We start from the raw sequence: 18,108 nt of genomic DNA, 5'->3' as shown, positions 1-18,108 counted from the left end.
AAAGTATAACAGCCTAAACTGCGGGCAATCGGAATCCATATTCCTGTTCACACAGAGATAATCGAAACGTAAAGCGAGTGCCCGCAGTGCGGGGCTGCGAGCAAATCCCGAAATCCTCAATAAATGACTGGAATGCTTTCAATCAAGCCTTCTCCCTTTTTAGCAGAATGAAGCAGGAAATGCTGGTGTGCCCATCGAATGAGGGGGTGGTAAGTACTTTTATGTAATGGAGGAATATCGGATGGGGAGTTTAGAGAGGGCACTGATCTTAAGAGCAAACAAAGAATATGAACAATCGAAGCAGGTATTGCAGGAGTTGGCGAAACGAAATCCCGGAGATGCCATCGTTCGGTATCAATGTGCCTGGAGCTTGGATATCCTCGGACTTGAGGAAGAGGCGGTACCGCACTATGAGGCGGCCATCGAAATGGGATTGCCAGATGAGGAAGCAAAGGGTGCCTACCTAGGATTGGGGAGTACATACCGCACCATCGGGAAATATGCGCAGGCAAAACGGACATTGGAAGCGGGCCTGGAGAAGTTTCCTGGCGATAGGGCTTTATTGGTATTCAGGGCGATGGCTTATTATAATTTAGGCCAGCATGATCTGGCCATGGAAGCTTTATTGAAGGTGATCGCGGAAACCTCGAATGATTGCGAAGTTCAATCATATGCAAGGGCGATTGAATTTTATAGCGATAAACTGGATACGATTTTCACGGAAAAATGATCAGCCATCCCCAAATTATCCACATAGGGTATAAAAAACAAGATGTGAGTGACGTTACGCACAAATTTTATAACGATTAATCAACAAAATGGCCGCATTTGGTCATGTTATCGATAAATAGATGTGGATAACCGCGGATTGTGGATAAAATTTCTGTTTCATCCCGCCCTTTTCCACAGGTAATCCACATATTCACCATTTTTACTAAAAAAACAGTAAGGAAGGTTAAGCATTCAGGAATTTGTTTTTGTAATGGCTTAAGGCCAAAAGCGGATAGATATAGCGATAGCTGTGATAGTGGATATACAAAAAATCCGCCATTGCCTGGCCAACAGGATAATCATCGGTCCAGCTGCCGGCTTCACCGGAGCGAATCAGATAGGCGATGCCCTTTTCGATCTCTGCCGTCGGCTCATCGGATATGGCTATCAACGCATCGACCGCCCAGGCTGTATGGGTGAGGTTACTGGCACCTAGCGGAATATATCGTTCCTTGATGTCGCTGTAGCAGGATTCCCCCCAGCCGCCATCCTTATTTTGAATTTTCTTCAACCAGGCTGCCGCTTTCCGGATGGACGGATGCTCGCTGGATTGCCCAGCTGCCTTCAGTCCGGTGAGGGCAGACCATGTGCCGTATAGATAGCAGATTCCCCAGCGTCCATACCACGATCCATCACGCTTCTGGTCTTGCAATAGCCAGTCAACCGCTCGTTTGCTGACTTCCTCCGGCATCTTCATGTTTGTATAGTTCCCAAGGAATTCAAGCGTTCTTCCCGTTAAATCTGCCGTCGAAGGGTCGGTCAGGAGATATTTGGAGCCTTCAAGAGGCAGAAGCTGGAGCCATTTATGGTCGTTATTGCGCTCGAATGCAGGAAATCCGCCATCTTCATTTTGCATGGAAATGGTGAAGGAGACACCGCGCTGCCAGCTATCCCGGTTATCCGTTGCTTCACGAATTTGGTTAGCTAGCGCCCGCAGCGTGGCGGTCGTATCATCCACATCCGGGTTCATTGTATTCATATCGGAAAACCCCCAGCCACCGGGGATGGCATCAGGATTATGAATCAACCAATCTCCATACATATAATGCTGGCGCGAAAGCAAATATTGATTGGCGGCATGAACGGTTTCGTCTTCGCAGGGCAGGCCTGCTTCTTGAAGCGCGTAGCTGATCAAGGAGGTATTCCAAACATGTGCCGTCGTAAACTGGATATGCGTTTGACCGTCAATGGAACAAGCCATCCCCTTCAATCCGGCCACTGCCTTGACGATCACCGGATCGTTTTTCGGATATCCAATCGAAAGGAGGGCAAAGATCATGAAAAAGGTGGACCCGAAGTAATTATAAAGCGTTCCATCCGGTTCAATCCTATCGAGCATATAACGCTTAGTTGAATCCAAGGCCAGGGAATGCAAGTAATCGGGAAACCCAATCAAGGTTTTGACACAGGATTGAAGGTTGGAGAAGAACGAGCGATATTCCTCGGAACGATATTCCTCCCAAGCATGTTCCTCGGAACGGTCCTCCCTCATAAGGAACAAATCCTTTAAGCTGGGAGTGTTGGGACCCTTGATCTGATATCTTTTATGCCCCAGTAACAGGATGGGGATCATATTGACCCTTCCATATACGGAAAGATCATAGATGCTGACGAAAAAGGTTGGCGGCAGTAAGACGGCTTCGAGCGGAATGGGGAATAAGCGCGGCCATTTATATTCCCCGGTGACCGCAAGCATCATTTTCGTCAACGCTTTGGCTTGCTTGATTCCGCCCTTGGAAAGAATGAACTGCTTCGCCTTCCTCATATGATGGTCATGCTTATTTCGGAGGCCGCTAAAAAGAAGCCCATAGTAAGCCTCGATCGTCACCGTAACATTGCCATCCAGTTCATCTTGGAAAAGCTTCCATGAACCATTCTCGGTTTGCCTGCTCTCGATTCGTTTCACTAGAGCCTCTATGAGAGGAGGATCTTCCATATCGAGAAGTTTTAATACTATAATCATGTAGGCATCTGCGGTTATTCCTGTATCAAACGGATAGTTCCATGAGCCATCAGCTGTTTGGTCCCTTTTTACCTGTTGGATGAGACGGTTTATTTCCCCTTGTACATTTTCGTTCAAAGATGATCCCCCTTAAAACACTTGCTGATTTATATATATTCGGAAGTTACCAGTGCATTCGGGAAAACAGAAAACGCCTTGGCGATAAAATCAGCCAAAGCGCTTTTTATAAGAACAGGATAAATCATTCGGCCGGTAACGGCGATTGGTGCATATAGCGGTAGATCGGGAGTTCCTTCCCTTTTTGGGCAGGGATGAAATTGAAAGTCACATAGCTATCTATCCCTTCAGGCTCAAGGGCAAGGGAGATGAAATTGGCATCGGCCTGGGCCATGTCGAATACATAGCTGCCTTTTGGGAAATCGCGTTTCTTCGTTGTTATGTCGGTGGTGACTTCCCTTGTGCTATGTCCGCTTTCCAGTTCCTTAGATACCTTGACATCTTTGACTTTATAGCCTTCAGCTGATATTTTCACAGGTTTTTTTAATTTTTTCACGTCTACACCCAATACTTGCAGTTTCTCGGCGATATTTTTATATTCAGGCGGCAGGATGTAGGCTGTCGGGCGATTCCTGACAAGGGTAGGGTAGGCATCGGTCGAATCGAGCCAATCGATTGGGGTGTTGACCAATTTGGCCTTCGCCAAATCGACTACTGCCAGCCTTTGGTTCTTGACTAACTTATTTTCACTGGTAATGACAATCTTGTCCCGATCATGAGCCTTTTTTCCTTTTTGGATGACTTCATGCTCCGCCTGCTTCACCGCTTTTTTAACGGCAGCTGCCCGTTCGGCGGTCGTTTTAATGAAGGCCGCCTGTGCGGTCGCTTGGGCAAAGACCCGCCGTTTAAAATCGGTACGGGCGATATTGATTCCCCTTGTTTCAATTAAATAGGTCATCGTATTTTTCAAGCCGAGGGCGTTTCGGCCGATACGGGCTTCGGTGCTCCCTTCAGTCGCTGTAAGGACACCTGCATCGGAGGTATCGAGTGTATAGTAATCATGATAGGAGAGCTTTTCTTTTTTCAAGGTTTTAAAAACATTCGGTAAAAGCAGCTCATCGGAAGCTTTTCGCAGCTGCTTCGGTATGTTCAAATTCTTGGCTGAGGAGATGAGCAGGTCATAGGAAGAAATCGAGCCATTTGCACCTATTTTAGTTAGGGGAGCGGGATTGACGGTATATTCATGTACATCAAGAATGACGGCAGGCTCATACTCATCGATTGCCTGATGAATCTTCTGTACTTCGGGATATTCCACTTTCAAATAATCGCGATTCGCATCCATATCATTGGAGGTGTATCGCTTGAAATAATATGATCCATCGGGATTGACGCGTGGGACGATGGCTATATTCACTTTATCGAGCACATCGCCAAGCTTGCCATCTGCGAGCCATTGGGCAAGGACCAAGGTTGATTCGCCAGCCGCGGGTTCATTGCCATGAATTTGTCCTTGGATCCAGATCAATGGTTTGCGGCTTTCCTTATGCGGACTTTTTGATTCCTTGCTGAAAAACAGCATCGGGATATCGCGTCCCTCTGTGGATTTTCCGAGCTTTTTAACAGTCATGTCCTTATTTTTACGGGAGAGGGATTGGATATAGCCAATCAACTCTTCTTGGCTTGTAAAGGCGATCTTGTCTCGTTTAAAGGCAGGTGTCTTGAAAGCTGCGGCAGGTTCTGGGAAAAGATATGAGAGATTATCAGGTTGGATATAGCTTGGTCCCTTTCCGTAATAAGGGGTGAATTCTTCTGCCTTGGCAATGGGAGTTTGGCCAGGAAATCCAGTGACAAGGCCTAGTGTGACGGCTGATAGGATGGTTGGAATGATTTTTTTCACGGAGGTCCTCCTCAATTGTCTTTTTCCATAAATTATCATATTTTTCACTAGGTATACAGTGTAAAAGATAGGAATGGTAAAAAACAGGAAGGATATACTAGATTGATAAGGAAATTGCATGGCTTCCAGCCCAGCAGGGTCTCCTGCTTTCAGGCTATATTCATTCTCCGCGACCCGTGGTGGAGCTTGGAAATGAAATAAAGGCGGATCAGCCTTTAGCTTGATCCGCCTTTATTTCAAAACTTCCTGCAATTGGTGCAAAAGGTCAAGTGAATCCTTTCCGCGCATGATCCGGCCGTTCACTTTTGCATAGGCCGTTTCCTTGCATAGCTTACATTCGCTTAAGCATTCATATTCCTTATGTTGAATCCGGGGGGTGGCCAGCAACTTACCATATTCAGCAATCGTCTGTTCAGTTAAGAAGCGGTCAAGGTTATTTTGGCAAAATTCAATTTGGATTTTATCTTTTGTAATGAACATTTTGGAAAGGAAGGTTTTCATCATATCGCTTCTTTCATTAGAAGAATGAGTATATGTTATTTGATTTTATCATTTACCGAGGATAAATGCATGGATGGATTATCCAAAATCATTACAAAGGCAGTCACTTTAATTAATAAAAGTAATTGCCCTGTATATATTGACACATATCTAAGAAGTGTTAGAATAAGAGTGAATCTGATAATGATAATGAATCTCATTATCAAAAAAAGATGTCTCATGAGTTATATATGAAAAATGACAGTCTAATAGTCTTTATTCATATATTTTTAATTAAAAATATTATCGCTGTTATTACTGAGATAGGAAGAGTAGGAAATGTAAATGAAGATAAGATATTTAGTCATTGCTTTAATCATTTTATCCTTTACTTCATTATTCATCGGCGTAAAGGACATCACTCCCCTCGATTTATTGAACTTATCCGATGATAAAGTGCAGATCATGCTGCAAAGCCGCTTTCCAAGAATGGTTACGATAATCATTGCCGGAGTGGTGATGAGCATAAGCGGGCTGATCATGCAGCAATTGAGCCGCAATAAATTCGTATCTCCCACCACTGCAGGTACCATGGATTCCGCAAGGCTTGGCCTTCTGCTTGCCCTTATCATCTTTCCATCAGCCGCGCTTATCGAGAAGATGGCATTTGCGTTTCTATTCGCTTTGGCAGGTACCTTCTTGTTCATGAAAATTCTTGATCAAGTTAAATATAAGGATACCATCTTCATTCCATTGGTTGGGTTGATGTTTGGCAATATCGTCGGCTCCATCTCGACGTTTTTTGCTTATAAATATGATTTGATCCAAAGCCTCAACACCTGGATGAATGGAGACTTCTCGATGATCATGTCGGGGAGGTACGAGCTGATATATGTCAGTATCCCGTTAGTCATTCTCGCCTACTTCTTCGCCAATAAATTCACTGTGGCAGGAATGGGTGAGGAATTCGCCATCAACCTGGGGCTCAATTATAAATTCGTCGTCAATTTTGGCTTGGTCATCGTCGCCTTATCCTCAACGGTCGTCTTGCTTACGGTGGGCACCATTCCTTTCATAGGATTGATCGTACCGAATATCGTGTCCCTGTACCTTGGTGATAATTTGAAAAAGAGTCTTTCTCATACAGCCTTGCTAGGGGCCGTGTTCCTATTGGTCTGCGACATTATCGGCAGGCTCATCATATATCCATTCGAAATCCCGATCGGTCTCGTCGTGGGTGTGATAGGAAGCGCCGTATTCATCTATCTGATAATGAGGAGAAGGGCATATGAATAATAGAAGTAAGATCATCATGTTAGCCGTTCTTGCAGCGGCTTTGACGGCAGGCTATATCTTTTGGGATCTTGGTCCGAATTGGGATTATGCACTTCCGCGAAGGATCGTGAAAATCATCGCCATCATCGTGGTAGGCTGTGCAATAGCCTTCTCAACGGTGATTTTCCAGACGGTCACGAATAATAAAATCCTGACACCAAGCATTTTGGGATTGGACTCGATGTATATGCTGATCCAAACCGGAGTGATTTTCCTCTTTGGCTCAACGCACATCCTGATCATGAATAAAAATCTTAATTTCCTGCTTACGCTGGCTGTAATGCTCATTTTTGCCAGCCTGCTGTTCAAATTCATGTTCAAGAAAGAACGCAATATTTACTTTCTGTTACTTATCGGTATCATCTTCGGGACATTATTCGGAAGTATGTCTTCATTCATGCAAGTCTTGATAGACCCGAATGAATTTCAAATCATCCAAAATAAGATGTTTGCCAGCTTCAATAATGTCAATACGGACCTATTGACCTTGTCCATCATCCTCATGATTGCGGTCATGATCTATTTCATGAGATTTATGAAATATTTGGATGTCATGTCCCTTGGAAGGGACCAAGCCGTAAACCTGGGTGTGGATTATGATTTTGTCACGAAACGGGTCTTGATCGTCGTGACGATCTTGATCTCGATTTCAACTGCATTAATCGGCCCAATCACGTTCCTGGGCTTGCTAGTTGCCAATGTGGCTTACCAATTCATTAAATCCTATCGCCATAAACACATCATCCCGGGAGCGATGCTGATCAGTGTGATTGCCTTGGCCGGGGGTCAATTCATTGTAGAGAGGATATTCACCTTCTCCACGACCCTTAGTGTCATCATCAACTTCATTGGCGGTGTTTATTTCATCTATCTTCTATTAAAGGAGAATAAATCATGGTAGAAGTGAGAAATTTGTTCAAGAAATATCATAATAAAACGGTTGTCGAGGACGTTTCCCTTGAAATCCAGAAAGGGAAAATCACTTCCTTCATCGGGCCCAATGGTGCGGGAAAAAGCACCGTCCTGTCGATGATCAGCCGGCTCATCACCCGTGATTCAGGGGAAGTCCTGATCGATGGCAAGGATATGGGCAACTTCAATAGCAATGAGCTGGCAAAGAAAATCGCCATTTTAAAGCAGTCAAACCATATCAATATCCGTTTAACGATCCGTGAACTCGTCGCTTTTGGCCGATTTCCTTATTCACAAGGGAAACTGACGAAAGAGGATTGGGTCTATGTCGATGAAGCGATTGAATATATGGATCTTGCCGACATGCAGGGGAAATACCTTGACCAGCTTAGCGGCGGACAGCAGCAGCGTGCGTTCATTGCCATGGTCATTGCCCAGAACACGGAGTATGTCCTTCTTGATGAACCTTTGAACAATCTCGATATGAAGCATTCCGTTCAAATCATGAAGGTATTGAGGCGATTGGCAGACGAATTGGGGAAGACGGTGATCATCGTCATCCATGATATTAATTTTGCCTCCTGCTATTCCGACCATATCGTCGCATTGAAGGATGGCAAGGTCGTTCATGATGGACCTACCGAACAGGTCATCACTTCCGATGTATTGAAGGAAATTTACGATATGGATATTGAAATCCAAACGATCAATGACAATAGGATTTGCGTGTATTTCACGTAAGCACCAAACCAATCGGTTTTTAATCACTTCAGTAATGGCAGCCGTTCCAGTTTGACCTCGCCCATTATATTGGCTCGTAAAAGGTGGCGGGCGCCCAAGATTATAGCCGCCTCCTGTTTTCAGGGAGAAAGTGGCGAAGGTGATTTTGTGATGGTGAAGTTTCATAAAGTGATTTTAAATAAAAAATATTTTTCGAGGTGACCAAAATGTTAAAGAAATTATCTGTCTTGCTTTTAATTGCAATGCTGGCCGTAGTGGCTGTTGCTTGCGGATCAGATAAAGCAAAAGAAGAAACAGGAACGAAAAAGGAAACCGCTAAAAGCGAAGAAATTACGGTTAAGCACCAATTAGGCGAAACGAAAGTGAAAACCAATCCGAAAAAAGTTGTGGTATTCGATATGGGTGCACTTGATACTCTTGATAAGTTTGGCGTGGAAGTGGCTGCTGTCCCTCATGACGGCCTTCCGAAATACCTTTCCAAATACGAAAGCACAACGGAGAACGCAGGCGGCTTAAAGGAACCTGATTTCGAAAAAATCAATGAGCTGGCACCGGACCTAATCCTGATTTCAGGACGTCAATCCGAAGCATACGAAGAACTAAGCAAAATCGCCCCTACGGTATTCGTAGGTGTCGATACGACTAAGTATATGGAATCCTTTAAAGAAAATGTCACGCTTTTAGGCAAGATCTTCGGTAAAGAAGACAAAGCAACGAAAGAATTGGCATCTGTTGAAGAAAACATCAATGCGTTGAAAGAAAAAGTGCCAGCTGATAAAAAAGGCTTGATCGTTCTTGCCAACGGCGGTAAAATCAGTGCATACGGTCCTGATTCAAGATTCGGGATCATCCATGATGTATTCGGTGTGCCTGCTGTCGATGATAAATTGGAAGTATCGACACATGGACAAAGCGTTTCTTTTGAGTACATTGCTGAAAAGAATCCAGACTACCTATTCGTTATAGATAGAGATGCGGTTGTCGGTGATGGCGCTGCAGCAAAAGAAACAGTGGAAAACGACATCGTGAAGAATACTAATGCATTCAAGGAAGGTAATATCATTTACCTTGACCCTAACTACTGGTACCTATCCGGAGGCGGACTTGAATCCGTTGATGAAATGGTGAAAGAAATTTCCGAGGGTATCAAGTAATAAACGAATATAAGCAACGCCTGTCCTCGATTGGGGGCAGGTTTTTTTGTTTTTTTATAATAAATCTGGATGAGAGTATATATATTTAACGAAGAGGATACGAATCAATTCAATGTAAAAGGGGAACCTATGAAGGGCCGTTAAGGGGTGGGACAAGGCTGTGGATACCAAGTCTTGCCGTCGATGTCCGATAGGTGCCACTGGGTATAAAATCATCCGCTTCGGCCTATTTGAAAATAGTTTCTTCCTATTATATGGTGAACCGCGTGGATGGCCGTTGTTTGTTCGGGGAATATGCATCCTCGCATAGAAGGATGGACGTATGATTTTCATGTTTGGAAAATCGCCCCTATGATGGATGGAAAAAAAAGATTCGTGAAATTTTAGTGATATTTACGGTTTGATAAAAAGGAATGAAAAAAAGGTATGCAAAATTGATAAGTTTGGTTTGATGTCGAAAAAAGGCGGGAGGGAGATGAACTGGTTGTTACACCAGGAAGGGGACTTTTCGAAATGGGGCAGGGTAAACGGCTGTAATGGTCAAATTTAAGAAAAGACTTTTACGATCAATCGATTTTTTTATTTGTCGAAATGACTGGAAAGAAAGCGCTGACAATATAGCTGCGTCCAAAAGTTACCCAGATTTATATCTTTACATATTTTGTAATGTACTGGTTTTTTTATTAAGAGTCGTTTATAATGGTAAAAGCCTGAAGGAAGTGAACATAAATTGTGACAGTCAACCATAGTCCCTGAAAAAAGTTACGGTGAATTTTATTGGAATAAGGACAGGGAATCCTATATAGTTGTTATAGTTGTGTTGAACATTCAAGACGGATGAAACATTATTTCTGAGGCTTGTTCATAAGCTAAAGAAGCGTTACAAGGTGATAAGTAAATGGGTGGCAAAAAGTGGTTTGTCACATCCTTGACTATCCGAGCAAAAGGATGCTATTATAGGTTCTGCGATTTTCCGTTCTAATCAGTATGCAAACATTTATATAAATAAACCACTAGATTAATAGAGGTGAAAGCATGAATAATTTTCTACAAAAAAGCCGGCATTTATTTGCAAATAACATACTAGGCTTTTTCTTTATTGCAGTAGTCTTGTTTTGGATAAAAACTTATATTTCATATCGGGTCGAATTCAACTTAGGCCTTGAAAACGGCCTGCAGCAGTTCTTGCTGTTCATAAACCCGATCAGCTCAGCCATTTTATTTTTTGGCTTGGCACTATTGGCGAAAGGTAAAAAATCGTTTAAATGGATTATCAGGTTGAACTTATTGCTGTCTTTATGGTTATTCTTCAATATCGTTTATTACCGTTCATTTACCGATTTCATTACGCTGCCGACCTTGACGCAAGTGCAGAATGCAGGAGACTTGGGCCCAAGCGTTTTAGCCCTATTCAAATCCCATGATGTATTTTATTTCCTTGATACGGTCCTGTTGATCGTGCTTTACAAGTTCAAAGACTTCAAAATGGAAGAATTCAGAGTCAAACGCCGTACGATCGGACTGGTTTACTTGGCGGGGCTTGCGATTTTTGCCATTAACTTAGGACTTGCCGAAAAAGATCGTCCGCAGCTTCTATCAAGGACTTTCGATCGCAACTATATCGTCAAGTACTTGGGAATGTTCAACTATACGGTCTACGACGCTGTTCAGAACACAAAAACGTATGCACAGCGAGCAACTGCAAATAGTACGGATATCGCAGAAGTGGTCAACTATACGAAGGCAACAAGCGCTGAACCGAACGCTAAATATTTCGGGAAGGCCAAAGGAAAGAATGTCATATATCTTCACTTGGAATCAATGCAGAATTTCATGATCGATTACAAGCTGAATGGCGAAGAGGTAACGCCATTCTTGAACTCACTTGCACATGACAAATCAGATTTCATGTACTTTGATAATTTCTTCCATCAAGTGGGCCAGGGTAAAACGGCCGATGCAGAGTTCATGCTGGAAAATTCCCTCTTCGGTCTGCCGCAGGGAGCAGCATTCACAACCCAATCGCAAAATACGTACCAAGCGGCACCAGCGATTTTGGGACAAAAAGGGTATACTTCTGCCGTTTTCCATGGTAATTATAAATCGTTCTGGAACCGCGATAAGATGTATAAGTCCCTTGGCTTCAACCAGTTTTTCGATGCGAGCCATTATAATATGGAAAACAAAGAAGAAGTGCTTAGCTATGGCTTGATGGATAAACCGTTCTTCAAAGAATCGATTCCGATGTTAGAGACGCTTAAACAGCCTTTCTATACAAAATTCATTACGGTCTCTCACCATTTCCCATATGCCATGGATCAGGAAAAAGCGACAATCGGCAAGCAAACCACCGGCGATGCATCGGTTGATAATTACTTCCAAACTGCACGCTATGCCGATGAAGCCCTTAGAGAATTCTTCGTATACCTGAAGAAATCAGGTCTGTATGATAACTCGGTAATCGTGATGTATGGTGACCACTATGGTATTTCTGAAAACCATACGGAAGCCATGTCGAAAGTGCTTGGCAAGGAAGTCGGCGCATTCGAGAATGCCCAATTGCAGCGGGTGCCATTATTGATTCATGCACCAGGCGTTGAAGGCGGGGAAATGCACCAATACGGCGGCCAGATTGACCTCCTTCCGACATTATTGCATCTGTTAGGTATCGAATCCAAAGATTACGTACAATTCGGATCCGACCTATTGTCCAAGGATCACAATGAAGTAGTTCCTTTCAGGAATGGTGACTTCGTAACACCTGATGTCACTTCAATCAAAGGGAAGTATTATGATACGAAAACCGGTGAACTGGTAGAGGAAAATGATGACATCCTCAATTACAAAACAAGAGTTGAAACAATGCTCAACCTCTCCGACCAGGTCGTGAACGGTGATTTACTCCGTTTCTACACGCCGAATGGCTTTAAACCGATCGACCCAGCTGACTATGATTACACCTATAATGAAGAGGGTTCGAAGGAAGCCGAAACCGGTAAATAAGGCAGAACACAAGCAACAGGCAGGAAGCATTGGCTCCCTGCCTGTTTTTTGTTTAGATCATGCATTGTTGGTCATCATGGCAATATATTTTCTTATTTCTTCAGGCTTTCCTGCAAACTTTTCGGCCCGCTCTTCATCCTTCTTGATTTTGGCTTTTGCATGCACTAGAATTTCTTCTCCCCTTGCTTGTGGGACGACCACGACCCCATCTGCGTCGCCAACGATGATGTCGCCTGGGAAAATGGCAACTCCGCCGCAGGAAATGGGGACATTCGTTTCCCCGACTCCTGCCTTGGCGCTTGAAGCAATGGTGCTCCCTTTACAGAAGACAGGGAACTTCAAGTCCTTAATCGCCTTAAGATCACGGATGACCCCGTCGACTACAAGCGCGCCAATATCCATCGTCTGCATCATGCCGACAACAAAATCCCCCGCAATTGCCCGGTATGTATCGCCTTTGCAATCAACGACGATAATATCCCCAGGCCTTGCCTCGCCAATCGCTTTCAAGACCGCTGTATTATCACCGACAGGCACCTGTACCGTCAAAGCCCGTCCGGCAAAACGATAGTCCTCATCCAACGGTTTTATCGCCGAATCCAAATTGCTCATTCCCCCCAGCACATCCGAAATGGCCGTAGTGGGCAAACCTCTGAACTGTTCAATCAGCGCATCCATGTATACGATTCCTCCTTGAAAATGTATGATATAGCTCCATTATACACAATTATTATAATATTCTATTTATTAATTCAATATAGATGCCGCAGAGAGGAAGCTGTTTAAATCGACTAAATAGGATAATGTATGTGAACGACGAATAATTCATATTGCCCTAAATGTTATCTATTTTTAATTTTTTTGAACAAATATTGGATAACAGTACCTAATATGTAATATATAGTGCTATATTTTTTTTTATCTTTGGACCTGCCACTTGGGCTGTCGATGCTTATACTTTTTCTCGCGGCTACTATAAAGGATATAAAAATTATAAAGTAATTAGGTGATTTAATGTCTAGTATAGTGATTAGTACAGTATTAGCGGTAATAGTGATAATTAAAGTGATTAGGGATAAAGATTATATCTGGTTGCTGTGTTTAGTACCTTTTGCGTATTCTATAGTCCTTTCAAAAACAGATATTTTAGATTTTATCCCCAATTGGGTTGTAAGCATTACATTTTATATAATTGTTATCCTGACCTTCTATTTATGTGCATATTTTAGCTTAAAGAAAGATAATAAAGAAAATGCGGACGATTCTTCTGATTGAAAAAAGATAGGTGTCCATGGACGTTCGTAAGACCTCACTTTTGCGAACGTTTTTTCTACAATCTTTATCAAATTGATCCTACAAGGAGAAAAGTATGAAATATCCAAGAAGTGGGTTAAGGATTAGAAGTGAAAAAGGAATTCACCCCGAGGTACGAGCTGTGTGTTTGAATTTTGGGAGATGGCCTCGAGAAAATATCGATTTTCCAAATCGAGTTGTTGTATATGTGAAAAGTGATTATCAAATTAAAACTCATAAAACAAAAGAGTATGTAGCAGCTACCTTTTTAGCACCCTATGATAAAGATGTAGAATCTTATATACGTATTGCAACAGGAGATTATGATGAACTTATTCAAGATCGAGGAAAAGTTAATGCTCTTTATGCTATGCTAGATACTTTTGCGCATGAAATTATTCATTATCAGCAATGGATAAATGATGAAAAAATGGATGAAGATGAGGCTGAGGAAAAAGGCTTTAAGCTTGTGGACAGGTATTCTGAAACTATAGAAATGATACTTGATTTTTAAATTATTAGAGGAGAATTGTTTAAAGGGTACTAGATGGTTTTGCTGAGTGCATTTAGTATTTTTATTTATTTCGTTTGCCTAGATTGTCTTGGTTAGCTACCTTAATTTAATGTTCGACCTTAAGAAGAGCAACAAAAAATGAATAGGTGATTCAATTGTTTCAGATAGTGTATTGTACAATATGTATAATAATATTTACTATTTTTATCATTCGAAATAAATTATATTTATGGTTTATTTCTTATATACCATTGGCATGTTTAGTAATTTTTTCTCGTATAGATATTCAAGACTTCATCCCCAATTGGGCCGTAGGTCTTTCTTTTTATATCATATTTATCCTGACCATAACTTTTTGTGGATATTATAGTGCCAAAAAAGATAACGAAGAAAATGCGGATGATTCCTCTGATTTAAAGAGGATAGGTATACATGGACGTTCATAATAGCTCACTTATGCGAACTTTTTTCTTTTTCGGGGCACCTTTTTCGAAAAGATAATGAGGGTTGATAGGGAGAAAGGTTTCTGCGCAAGGCTAAACCCTGTTTAATCAATCGTTTGATTAAACTTTTTTTTCGTGGTTATCCATGGGCTCCTAAGCTTTTAACTGGCTGAAGGTCGTTATGTTACTGACGGCAGCGAGTGGAGTGGGGTTTTCCTGATAGGGGGTTTGTCGAGCGCTTCAAAGCAGGATCAATACAAGGACGGAGGCTGCGAGTGTGATCCAAATCGGGCTGAAGATTTCTGGATGAATGATCAAAAAGATGATTCCTGCTATAACGGCAGCCTGCTGGATGGTGATATGTCTGATGAAGTGCATCCCTGCCTTGAAGCAGGCTTTGAGTAGCGGCATCTGATTCATGTCCATTCCTCCTTTGTCTTATAATAATATGACCAGGCATGCAAGAAAATACATGCGGATTCGTTTTCCGCCTGCGATTAAGGGTATAGTAAAGATAAAACAAGAAGGAGGAATTCAGGTGGTCATTGTTTATATCAGTCTTGCCCTCTTTATCGGAGCCCTTATCTATTTAGCTTTTTTTGCTTTCAAAACCTTCAAGGATTCCAAGCCGACAATCGAGAATGTGAATGAAACGGTAACGCGCATCCAGGCAAAAACGGATCAAATCAAATCCGAAACCGATCAGCTCTCCATGACACAGAAGGAGATCACAGAAGATGTTCAATATAAAAAAGAGGCTGTCCAATATACGGTGGATGCAGCCAAACAATCACCAGAACCATTCAAGAATATTTGGTATACGATAAAAGGCGATAAGCTGAGCATTAGAAAAAGAAGTGATGGGTAACCCTTTATCACTTTAACGATTGGAAAAAAGAATGGGAAAAGCAACTTAAAAGAGATGCTGTCTGTATTTTGCAGGCAGTGTCTTTTTTGTGTGCAAACTTAAGGAGATATGCACATAAATGCGGGCAATCGAGGGTCTTTCTTAGTTCTTATGCAGAAGAAAGACACAGACTTAGTACAAATACGCCTGAATTTTTGTATTTGAAAGTCTAACTTCGTTTTTAAGTAGTGTAGAATAGGCGATAAAAATACTAACCCTTAAAACAATAGGCATTGGGGGTTTTATCTTCGTATTAATGCAGAGTGGAATGGAACGGAAGGTGCGAGACTCCTGCGGGAAATGCGGTCTAGGGGAGACCCCGCAGGCGCATGCGCCGAGGAGGCTCCCCCAACCGCCCGCGGAAAGGGAGTGCCTGCAGTGCAATGAAACGGTCAATGTTGAACGACGTACGAATTTATCTCACTTGATCATATCAGTTTCCCGAATAATTTACCTCCTCCATGCAAATAGTAACGTTAAACCATTAGAGAGGGGTGTAAGGATGAATTATAAAGCGATCATATCAAGTACGTTGTTGGCATTGGTGGTTACGGGTTGTTCTTCGAATGGTAAAGAAGGGGCAAGCGAGAATCTTGGCCTTAATCGTACAAACGAAAATCCGATGAATGTGAGCAACACGAGGCAAAATGTGAATAACATGCAAAATGATGTTAATGATGTAACCGATATGAGGGTTTCCGACGATATCTCCAATCGCGTCGAGGCCCTGAAGGAAGTTAAGAGCGCCAGGGTGATTGTGACGGACCATCATGCCTATGTCGGGGCTGTTCTCACTGACAACAGTGGAGCCAAGGATGTCTCGAATGACCTGAAGAACAAAGTGGCAGATGCAGTAAGAGGAGCAGATTCATCGGTGGATAAGGTGTATGTATCCACAAATCCTGATTTTGTTCAAAGGATGGATGGCTATGCCAATGACATTCAAAATGGCAAACCAGTTGCAGGATTCGCTGATGAATTCCGTGAGCTTGTAACTCGGATTTTCCCTAGCTCAAGGTAAGGTATATCAGGTGCAATGGCCTATCTGTGATTTCATGCTAGTCAATAGCATGAGGTCCGGTAGGCCTTTTCCTTTTACGATGAGCTTGGAGTAACTTTAAAGAGAGTGGTTACAATAATGAAAACGGGAGGATCTGTCGTCAGGGGGTGGAAGTGTGAAGTTTTTTAAGGGCAAAAGAGAAACCGATGTAGCCGCTTTTCAGGAAGCACCTAAGGATTTTCATGATTTGCAGAGGAAATTAAAAGCATCCCATGATTTTCATACCTTCCAATTCCCTGATGAAGAGGGGTATACGATTTCATATTTCAATTCACTAGTGAATGATCAAAAGCTACAGGAGCATATCCTGGCGGTGATCAAAAATCAGCCAATGAGAAGTCTTCAGCGATTAAAAGGAGATATTCCGATGGAGGCTTCGAAAGTGACCTCGGATATCGTCATCATTCAACGAATGGTCATGGCAGGATCGGTCATGATCCAAACAAAAAAGGCCGATGGATCGTGTTTGCTGATTCCTTGCGTTCATAGCGTGAAAAGGCAAACCTCGATACCCGAGTCTGAGTATACGGTCGCTGGACCGAAGGAAGCCTTTGTTGAATCGCTTGATACGAATTTGAATCTGATTCGCAATCGGCTCCCCACCCCCGAACTGCAGGCAAGAGAATTTCGGGTGGGAAGCATTTCGCAAACAAAGTTGGTCGTGCTCTACTTGGACGGCATCGTTAATCAACAGATGGTAGAAACGGTCATGCAAAGGATCGCTGACATCGATTATGACACGATCGTCGATATTTCGTTTGTAGGCCAGATGATCACGGACAATCGGAATTCGATGTTCCCGCAGCTCATCGATACGGAGCGCCCGGATCATCTCGCCACTGTACTATCGGAAGGGAAAATAGGGATCATGCTTGATGGCTCGCCACATGCATTGGTCGGTCCGAATACCATCATTTCGTTTTTTTCGTCATTTGAAGATTATCTGCAAATTTGGAATCTCGGCACGTCCTTTCGTTTGATCCGGCTATTCGCCGTACTCTTTTCCATCTTTTCATCGTCCCTGTACGTTGCTGTCATAACCTATCATTATCAGGTGATACCAACGGATCTTTTGCCGATTTTAATATCGTCAAGGGGAGTGATTCCTTTTCCGCCGATCTTGGAGGCGATCGTGCTTGAAGGAACGATCGAGCTCCTCAGGGAGGCGGCAGTCAGGCTTCCTGCAAAGGTTGGTTCGACGATCGGCATTGTAGGCGGTATCGTCATTGGCACGGCTGCAGTGGAAGCGGGGTTTGTCAGTAACGTCTTGTTGATGCTCGTTGCTCTGGCGGCCCTTGCCTCTTTTACGGTACCGATTTATCAAATCAGCAATACGATCCGTCTCATCCGCTTCCCTTTCCTGCTTGCAGCCCAGCTATACGGATTGTTTGGACTGGTCATATGCAGTGCATTCATTTTAAGTCATTTATTGAAATTGACTTCGCTTGGAAGCCCCTATTTAGAGCCGCTTTACCCGATGCGATTTCATGACTTTAAAGATAGTTTAATTCGCCTGCCCTTCTCAAAACAGAAAAAACGTCCGCAATTTCTGCGGACGGAAGATGGAATAAGGATAAGGAAAAAGGATGAAGCTAGAAGGTCTCAAAAAGATATTGATGAATAAGGTCCGGAAAG

Annotated in this window: 15 protein-coding genes; 10 read left to right on the top strand and 5 right to left on the bottom strand. The window is 42.9% G+C overall.

Annotation, left to right across the window (positions count from 1 at the left end; translation table 11 throughout):
• Window positions 1-241 precede the first annotated feature (241 nt).
• Window positions 242-730, top strand: coding sequence for a tetratricopeptide repeat protein (locus QNI08_RS15480; RefSeq protein WP_285768302.1), 489 nt, complete (start codon window positions 242-244; stop codon window positions 728-730).
• A 225-nt stretch (window positions 731-955) separates the two neighbouring features.
• On the opposite strand, the gene shc is transcribed toward QNI08_RS15480, so the two are convergent.
• From shc to QNI08_RS15465, 3 genes are all read right to left on the bottom strand, one after another.
• Window positions 956-2,851 (bottom strand): squalene--hopene cyclase, encoded by a 1,896-nt coding sequence (shc, locus tag QNI08_RS15475; protein ID WP_285768301.1) that lies wholly within the window; start codon window positions 2,849-2,851, stop codon window positions 956-958.
• A gap of 124 nt (window positions 2,852-2,975) precedes the next feature.
• Window positions 2,976-4,631, bottom strand: coding sequence for a M14 family metallopeptidase (locus QNI08_RS15470; RefSeq protein WP_285768300.1), 1,656 nt, complete (start codon window positions 4,629-4,631; stop codon window positions 2,976-2,978).
• 231 nt (window positions 4,632-4,862) lie between these two features.
• Window positions 4,863-5,135 carry a DUF1450 domain-containing protein gene (locus QNI08_RS15465; RefSeq protein ID WP_285768299.1) on the bottom strand — a complete coding sequence of 91 codons (273 nt, stop codon included), beginning with the start codon at window positions 5,133-5,135 and terminating at the stop codon, window positions 4,863-4,865.
• Between the two features lie 321 nt (window positions 5,136-5,456).
• Here QNI08_RS15465 and QNI08_RS15460 point away from each other — a divergent pair, with 321 nt between their 5' ends.
• From QNI08_RS15460 to ltaS, 5 genes are all read left to right on the top strand, one after another.
• Window positions 5,457-6,407, top strand: a complete 951-nt coding sequence (locus tag QNI08_RS15460) for an ABC transporter permease (RefSeq protein WP_285768298.1) — start codon at window positions 5,457-5,459, stop codon at window positions 6,405-6,407.
• On the top strand, window positions 6,400-7,347 hold the full coding sequence (locus QNI08_RS15455; protein WP_285768297.1) for an iron chelate uptake ABC transporter family permease subunit: 948 nt from the start codon (window positions 6,400-6,402) through the stop codon (window positions 7,345-7,347). Before QNI08_RS15460 ends, QNI08_RS15455 begins: the two co-directional genes overlap by 8 nt.
• The gene (locus tag QNI08_RS15450) at window positions 7,341-8,099 is read left to right on the top strand and encodes an iron ABC transporter ATP-binding protein (protein ID WP_285768296.1); all 759 of its coding nucleotides are present in this window, start codon (window positions 7,341-7,343) and stop codon (window positions 8,097-8,099) included. The genes QNI08_RS15455 and QNI08_RS15450 overlap by 7 nt, the downstream gene beginning before the upstream one ends.
• Before the next feature lie 206 nt (window positions 8,100-8,305).
• Window positions 8,306-9,253, top strand: coding sequence for a siderophore ABC transporter substrate-binding protein (locus QNI08_RS15445; protein ID WP_285768295.1), 948 nt, complete (start codon window positions 8,306-8,308; stop codon window positions 9,251-9,253).
• Between the two features lie 1,035 nt (window positions 9,254-10,288).
• Window positions 10,289-12,256, top strand: coding sequence for a lipoteichoic acid synthase (gene ltaS / locus QNI08_RS15440; protein ID WP_285768294.1), 1,968 nt, complete (start codon window positions 10,289-10,291; stop codon window positions 12,254-12,256).
• 57 nt (window positions 12,257-12,313) lie between these two features.
• Here ltaS and QNI08_RS15435 read toward each other — a convergent pair whose 3' ends face one another.
• A complete protein-coding gene (locus tag QNI08_RS15435; RefSeq protein ID WP_285768293.1) occupies window positions 12,314-12,934 on the bottom strand; it encodes an RraA family protein in 621 nt (206 codons plus the stop codon).
• 691 nt (window positions 12,935-13,625) lie between these two features.
• Between QNI08_RS15435 and QNI08_RS15430 the strand changes: the two genes are divergently transcribed.
• Complete coding sequence (locus QNI08_RS15430; RefSeq protein ID WP_285768292.1) at window positions 13,626-14,063, top strand: hypothetical protein; 438 nt, start codon at window positions 13,626-13,628, stop codon at window positions 14,061-14,063.
• Between the two features lie 683 nt (window positions 14,064-14,746).
• Here the strand turns inward: QNI08_RS15430 and QNI08_RS15425 are convergent.
• Complete coding sequence (locus QNI08_RS15425; protein WP_061142385.1) at window positions 14,747-14,926, bottom strand: hypothetical protein; 180 nt, start codon at window positions 14,924-14,926, stop codon at window positions 14,747-14,749.
• Window positions 14,927-15,044: 118 nt separating this feature from the next.
• Here QNI08_RS15425 and QNI08_RS15420 point away from each other — a divergent pair, with 118 nt between their 5' ends.
• From QNI08_RS15420 to QNI08_RS15410, 3 genes are all read left to right on the top strand, one after another.
• Window positions 15,045-15,374, top strand: coding sequence for a DUF948 domain-containing protein (locus tag QNI08_RS15420; RefSeq protein ID WP_061142386.1), 330 nt, complete (start codon window positions 15,045-15,047; stop codon window positions 15,372-15,374).
• A 541-nt stretch (window positions 15,375-15,915) separates the two neighbouring features.
• Complete coding sequence (locus QNI08_RS15415) at window positions 15,916-16,434, top strand: YhcN/YlaJ family sporulation lipoprotein (RefSeq protein WP_285768291.1); 519 nt, start codon at window positions 15,916-15,918, stop codon at window positions 16,432-16,434.
• Window positions 16,435-16,588: 154 nt separating this feature from the next.
• The gene (locus QNI08_RS15410; protein ID WP_285768290.1) at window positions 16,589-18,097 is read left to right on the top strand and encodes a spore germination protein; all 1,509 of its coding nucleotides are present in this window, start codon (window positions 16,589-16,591) and stop codon (window positions 18,095-18,097) included.
• The last annotated feature ends 11 nt before the right edge of the window (window positions 18,098-18,108 follow it).

Origin of the sequence: Peribacillus folii (genome assembly GCF_030271255.1) — a bacterium.
Lineage (GTDB): Bacteria > Bacillota > Bacilli > Bacillales > DSM-1321 > Peribacillus.
The sequence above is the reverse complement of the archived record's forward strand: the minus strand, read 5'-3'. Positions and strand labels throughout refer to the sequence as shown.

What these genes read in the sequence shown, in the direction of transcription:
- QNI08_RS15460 (WP_285768298.1), top strand. Translation starts at nt 5,457, where the DNA reads ATGAAGATAAGATATTTAGTCATTGCTTTAATCATTTTATCCTTTACT.
- QNI08_RS15465 (WP_285768299.1), bottom strand. Translation starts at nt 5,135, where the DNA reads ATGATGAAAACCTTCCTTTCCAAAATGTTCATTACAAAAGATAAAATC.
- QNI08_RS15445 (WP_285768295.1), top strand. Translation starts at nt 8,306, where the DNA reads ATGTTAAAGAAATTATCTGTCTTGCTTTTAATTGCAATGCTGGCCGTA.
- QNI08_RS15480 (WP_285768302.1), top strand. Translation starts at nt 242, where the DNA reads ATGGGGAGTTTAGAGAGGGCACTGATCTTAAGAGCAAACAAAGAATAT.
- QNI08_RS15455 (WP_285768297.1), top strand. Translation starts at nt 6,400, where the DNA reads ATGAATAATAGAAGTAAGATCATCATGTTAGCCGTTCTTGCAGCGGCT.
- QNI08_RS15450 (WP_285768296.1), top strand. Translation starts at nt 7,341, where the DNA reads ATGGTAGAAGTGAGAAATTTGTTCAAGAAATATCATAATAAAACGGTT.
- QNI08_RS15435 (WP_285768293.1), bottom strand. Translation starts at nt 12,934, where the DNA reads ATGGATGCGCTGATTGAACAGTTCAGAGGTTTGCCCACTACGGCCATT.
- QNI08_RS15415 (WP_285768291.1), top strand. Translation starts at nt 15,916, where the DNA reads ATGAATTATAAAGCGATCATATCAAGTACGTTGTTGGCATTGGTGGTT.
- QNI08_RS15425 (WP_061142385.1), bottom strand. Translation starts at nt 14,926, where the DNA reads ATGAATCAGATGCCGCTACTCAAAGCCTGCTTCAAGGCAGGGATGCAC.
- QNI08_RS15430 (WP_285768292.1), top strand. Translation starts at nt 13,626, where the DNA reads ATGAAATATCCAAGAAGTGGGTTAAGGATTAGAAGTGAAAAAGGAATT.
- ltaS (WP_285768294.1), top strand. Translation starts at nt 10,289, where the DNA reads ATGAATAATTTTCTACAAAAAAGCCGGCATTTATTTGCAAATAACATA.